The sequence below is a fragment of the Streptomyces sp. P5F9 genome (assembly GCF_057961495.1).
The window spans coordinates 1-5,269 of sequence record NZ_JBXVPZ010000581.1; the positions used below are offsets into that span (position 1 = coordinate 1).

Genomic DNA, 5,269 nt, shown 5'->3' on the forward strand with positions numbered 1-5,269 from the left:
GCCTCGCCACCAGCACATACAACAAAATCACCGGCGTCGAATAAACAACCGAGAACGCGGCCAGCTGCCCATAAGCCACCATCCCCCGATTCCCGAAGAACTCATTGATGCTCACGCTCGCCGGCATCTGATCCGGCGTCAGCAGCAGCATGAACGGGACGAAGAAGTTCCCCCACATCATCACGAACGAGAAGACGGTCACCACCGCGACCCCCGGCCCCATCAGCGGAAGAACGATCCGTACGAGCGACTGGAGCGACGACGCTCCGTCGGTCCACGCCGCCTCCTCCAACTCCTTCGGTACGCCGTCCATGAAGTTCTTCATCAGCCAGATGGCGAAGGGGAGTTGGGACGCGGCGAAGAAGAAGATCGTGCCCTGCATGGTGTCGATGAGATTCACCTGCACGAACAACGCGTACACCGGCACCATGATCGCGGTGATCGGCAGGCTGGTCGCGAAGAGGATCGTCAGGAGGAAGGGGCGGTTCAGGCGCGACCGGAACCGCGACAGGGGATACGCCGCCAGCGCCGCGCACACCACCGTCAGCAGGGTCCCGAACCCGCACAGGATCAGGCTGTTGAGCAGAGGCGTGAAGGTGATGTCCGAGTTCAGGATCGCGTGGAAGTTGTCCAGGGTCAGGCCGTCGGGGGCCTTCACCTTGAGGTCCGCGTGGGCGTCGAGGGACGACAGGACCACCCAGAGCAGCGGCAGCGCGAACGTCGCCGCGACCACCAGCAGCCCCGCGTCTGCCGCCAGGCGTCGGCTCCTGCGGCGGGAGGAGAGGGTGAGTGCCATGGGTCAGACCTCCGTTCGCAGCAGGCGCATGTAGATCACCGAGAAGAGCGAGCCGACCAGGAGCAGGAGCAGCGCGACCGCCGTGGCGTAGCCGATCATGCTGTTCTGGAAGGCCTGTTCGTACATGTAGAGGGGGAGGGTCTGGCTCTTGTTTCCCGGGCCGCCTCTCGTCATCACCCAGATCAGGCCGAAGACGGACAGGGTCTGCAGCGTGTTCAGCATCAGGTTCGTGCCGATCGAACGGCGGATCATCGGCAGCGTGATGTGCCACATCCGGCGCCAGCCGCTCGCGCCGTCGACCTCCGCCGCTTCCGTGATCTCCTTGGGGATCTCGTTCAGGGCCGCTGAGTACACCAGCATCGAGAACGCCGTTCCCCGCCACACGTTCGCGAACGACACCGCCAGGATCGGAAGCGTGAACAGCCAGTTCTGGGAGGGGAGATGGAGCCAGTCCAGGATGGCGTTCAGGGTGCCTTCGCGGCGGAAGAAGGCGTAGAGGAGGAAGCCGGCCACCACCTCCGGCAGTACCCACGCCGTGATCACGATCCCGCCCGTGAGCGTGCGCACCGGCTTTGACGCGCGCTGCATCAGCGCGGCCAGGGCCAGGCCGATCGTGTTCTGGCCGATCAGGGACGACAGGACCGTGAACACCAGCGTCAGCCATACGGCGTTCAGGAATTCCGAGTCCTTGAAGGCCGTGCGGAAATTCGCGAAGCCCACGAAGGATGAGTGGGCCTGGCCCGTGAGTTGGAGGTCGGTGAAGGCGATGTAGGCGCAGTACGCGATCGGGCCGGCCAGGAAGAGGAGCAGGAGGATCAGGGCGGGGGAGAGGGGGAGGAGGCCCGTGAGGGTCTGGGTGAACGGGCGCTTCTGGGTGGGAAGTTGAAAAGTTGGAGTGTCGGGGCCGCCGGGCCCGGAGGGAACCTTCGTCTCGCCCGGGCCCGCGTGCTGCGGTGTCGTGGTCATCGGCGGTCGCCGCCGCTCATTTCTCGGTGACCTGGTTGTCCGTGGCCGACTTGAGCTCGTCGTCGTACGAACTCGCCGCCTTGTCCACCGACATGTCGCCCGTCGTCACGCCCTCCATCGCCTCCTGGATGGCGGTGGAGACCTTCGGGTACGCCGGGTACGCCGGGCGGTAGTGCGTGCTCGCGACCAAGTCCGTGAAGAACTTGATGCCGGGCTGGGCGGTCGCGTAGGCGGGGTCGGCGGCGACGTCCTTCCGTACGGAGATACCGGAGTTGGCGATGTACCACTTCTCGGCGTTCGCTTTCGTCTGCATCGTCTTGATGAAGTCGAAGGCGAGGTCCGGGTTGCCGGCCTTGGAGGGGATCGCCCAGGTCCAGCCGCCGGACATGCTCACCTTGCCGGGCGCCTGGCCCTGCTGGGTCGGCATGTACGCCAGCCCCAACTCCTTTGACCAGTCCGGCCATTCGTGCCCGCTGCCCTTCAACCAGGCCTGGGGCAGCCACGATCCGTCGAGCGCGATGCCGAGTTTGCCCTTGGGGAGCAGTTCACCGGCCACGTAGGTCTGGATGTTGGGGTCGAGGGCGTCCGAGACGTCCGGGCCGAGCTTCTCCTTGTAGACCGTGTGGACGAACGAGAGCGCGTCCTTGAAACCCTGGCCGCCGGCGATCCACTTCTTCGACGACTTGTCGTAAAGGGGGTCCGTGGTCCCGTCGTTGGTGCCGTAGAGCAGCATCTCGAAGCCCTGCATGGTCGCGGCCTCGCCGGCCGGCTTCCCCGTATAGACGTTGAGCGGGGTGACGCCCGGGACCTTCTGCTTGATCGTGCGGGCCGCGGCGAGGACGTCGTCCCACGTCTTCGGCTGCCAATTCGCGGGCAGGCCCGCCTTCTTGAAGATCCCCTTGTCGAACCAGAGGCCTCGGGTGTCCGTGCCGTCCGGGACGCCGTACGTCTTCCCGTCCTCGGCCTTGGCGGCGGACTTCGCCGTGTCGATGAACTGGTTCCAGTCCGGCCACTTGGTGAGGTAGGAGTCGAGGGGCTTCAAGTACCCGGACGTGATGTCGCTGTTGATGAGGAACGTGTCCTCGTAGACCAGGTCCGGGGCGGTCTTCGGCGAGCGGAGCATCTGCTGGAGCTTGGTGTAGTACTCCGAGTCCGGGGCCTTGATCGGGACGAGTTCGACCTTCTTGCCGGGGTACTGCTTCTCGAACTGCTTCTTCATGTCGGCGAGGTAGGTGTCCATCACCTTGATGGAGTTGTCCGTCGACTGCTTGAAGGAGATCTTGACGGTGTCGGGGCTGCTGCCGGAACCGCTGCCGCAGGCGGTGAGGGCGGTTGCGGCGAGGGCGAGGCCAACGAGGGGAACTAGGCGTGTGAGTACGGCAGTTCGGTGGGGGCTGGCGGCGGTGGGGCGCACGGGCATGACCTCCTACGGGCTCACTACGTTGTGGCCTGGGCGGATGGCTGCCCGGTGAAGTTAAGTGGAGTGGTCTAGTCAGGTCAATGAGTCTGCGCGGGATTGGGCTCGGGCGGCTTCGGCGGGGGCGTTGGCTCGGGTGTAGGCCTCGGCGGATTGGAGGTAGCAGGTGCGGGCCTCGGCGGGGCGGGCGGCGTGCTGGTGGGCGAGGGCCAGGTTGGAGAGGGTGCGGGCCGTCCGGTACCAGTCCTCGATCTCCCGGTAGCCCTCCAGGGCCTTCTCGTACGCCTCAATCGCTTCCTCCACCCGGCCCAGCCCACGCAGGGCGTTGCCGAGGTTGTTCCATGCGGTGGCCTCGCGGTGACGGTCCCCGATGGCCTGGTACAGGTCGCGTGCGCGAGTGTGAGCGTCGATCGCCTCCTCCGTCCGCGTCACCCGTCGCAGGGCGATGCCGAGGTTGTTCCACGCTCTGGCCTCGCCCTGGCGGTCCCCGGCGGTCTGGTGCAGGTCGCGTGCGTGGGTGTGGGCGTCGATGGCCTCCTCCGACGGGCCCGTCTCCTGCAAGGCGATGCCGAGGTTGTCCCACGCGATGGCCTCGCGGTGACGGTCCCCGACGGCCTGCATGAGGTCGCGTGCGTGGGTGTGGGCGTCGATGGCCTCCTCCGCCCGGCCCGTCGCCCGCAGGGCGATGCCGAGGCTGTTCCACGCCATGGCCTCGGCCACCCGGTCACCAGCGCGGTGTGCGGCCTCCCGCGCGACACCGCACACCGTGATCATGTCGTCGAATGAGCGCCGCCAGTCCAGATACTCCCCCAGGCGTTGGGACAGCCGTATCGCCATGGCCGCGTACCGCTCCTCCCGCGCCCACTGCACCGCCGCCACCAGACCCGCCCGCTCGGAGTCCAGCCAGGCCAACGCCTTCCCCCGGTCCGCATATCGCTCTGGCTCCGGCTTCCCCGGCAGCCACCGCAACCAGTCATCCGCCGACCTCGCCCGCCGGTGGTAGAACGCCAGCACCCGCGCCCGTGCCGCCTCCTCCTCCCGCAACCCCGCATCCCCCTCAACCACACTCACCCCGAAGACCCGCACCAAGTCATGCAACCGCCACCGCACGTCCGCCTCTCCCGGAACAGGCGTGACAAGGTGGGATGCGGCGAGCTCTTCGAGCAGGTCGAACGTCCGGTCGCCGCCGAGGTCTGCCAGCGCGGCGGCCATTTCACTGCCGACTTCGGCCGCCGGAGCCAGGGCGAGCAGACGCAGCAACCTGGCCTGCTCAGGCGGCAATTGCCGGTACGCCGCTTCGAAGACCGGGCGGATTCCGACAGCCGCCGTCACGTCCTCGGCACCCCGCAACTCGTTCACGAGGGATGCGACGGAACGGTGGCGGCGCTTGCGCAGCATGCCGGCGGTGATCCTCAGCGCGAGCGGATGATGGCCGCAGAGCGTGGCCAGTGCCGACACGGCCTCCGGTTCACGCGCCGCCCGATCGTCGCCGCGGTCGCTGAGCCGCAGGGATCTGTCGATGAGGTCGGTGGCATCCTCCGGGTTGAGGACATCGAGGTCGATCAGCTGAGCGTCCAGTTCGGTGAGTCGATCCCGGGAGGTGACCAGCACCCGGTGATGATCCGTCCCCGGCACGAGCGGCATCACCTGCCCTGCATCCGACGCATTGTCGAGGACCAGCAACATCGGCCGCCGCTCCTCCGCCAACAGCCGCCGGTACAAGGCGTATTGCCCCGCCGCCGTCTGCGGAAGATCCGCCCCTCGCACCCCCATCCCGTCCAGTAGCGCGACCACCGCCTGATCCGCCGTAACCGGATCCGCGTCGTACCCCCGAAAGTCGACGAACAGCGTCCCGCCCGGAAACCACCCGTCCCTGACCGCCTTATGGGCCGCGCACAACGCCAACGACGTCTTCCCGATCCCGCCAAGGCCGGACACCGCGCAGATCACCACCGGCAACTCGGACTCCGCGGCAGGGTCCAGCACAGGAAACAGCCGTGCCAAGTCCTCGTCCCGCCCGGTGAACCCCGCCGGCACCGCAGGCAACGCGGCCGTAGCAACCGGCACGGGACCGTGAACGGACCCGCGTC

General features: G+C 67.3%; 4 protein-coding genes. All 4 read right to left on the reverse strand.

What is annotated here, in order from left to right; genetic code table 11:
- Positions 1-796 (reverse strand): carbohydrate ABC transporter permease (locus AC31A1_RS46060; RefSeq protein WP_489659042.1); only part of this gene is annotated, 796 nt, incomplete at its 3' end.
- Positions 797-799: 3 nt separating this feature from the next.
- On the reverse strand, positions 800-1,762 hold the full coding sequence (locus tag AC31A1_RS46065) for a carbohydrate ABC transporter permease (protein ID WP_489659043.1): 963 nt from the start codon (positions 1,760-1,762) through the stop codon (positions 800-802).
- 16 nt (positions 1,763-1,778) lie between these two features.
- Positions 1,779-3,182, reverse strand: coding sequence for an extracellular solute-binding protein (locus AC31A1_RS46070; RefSeq protein WP_489659044.1), 1,404 nt, complete (start codon positions 3,180-3,182; stop codon positions 1,779-1,781).
- Positions 3,183-3,254: 72 nt separating this feature from the next.
- A complete protein-coding gene (locus AC31A1_RS46075; RefSeq protein WP_489659045.1) occupies positions 3,255-5,132 on the reverse strand; it encodes a tetratricopeptide repeat protein in 1,878 nt (625 codons plus the stop codon).
- Between the last annotated feature and the right edge of the window lie 137 nt (positions 5,133-5,269).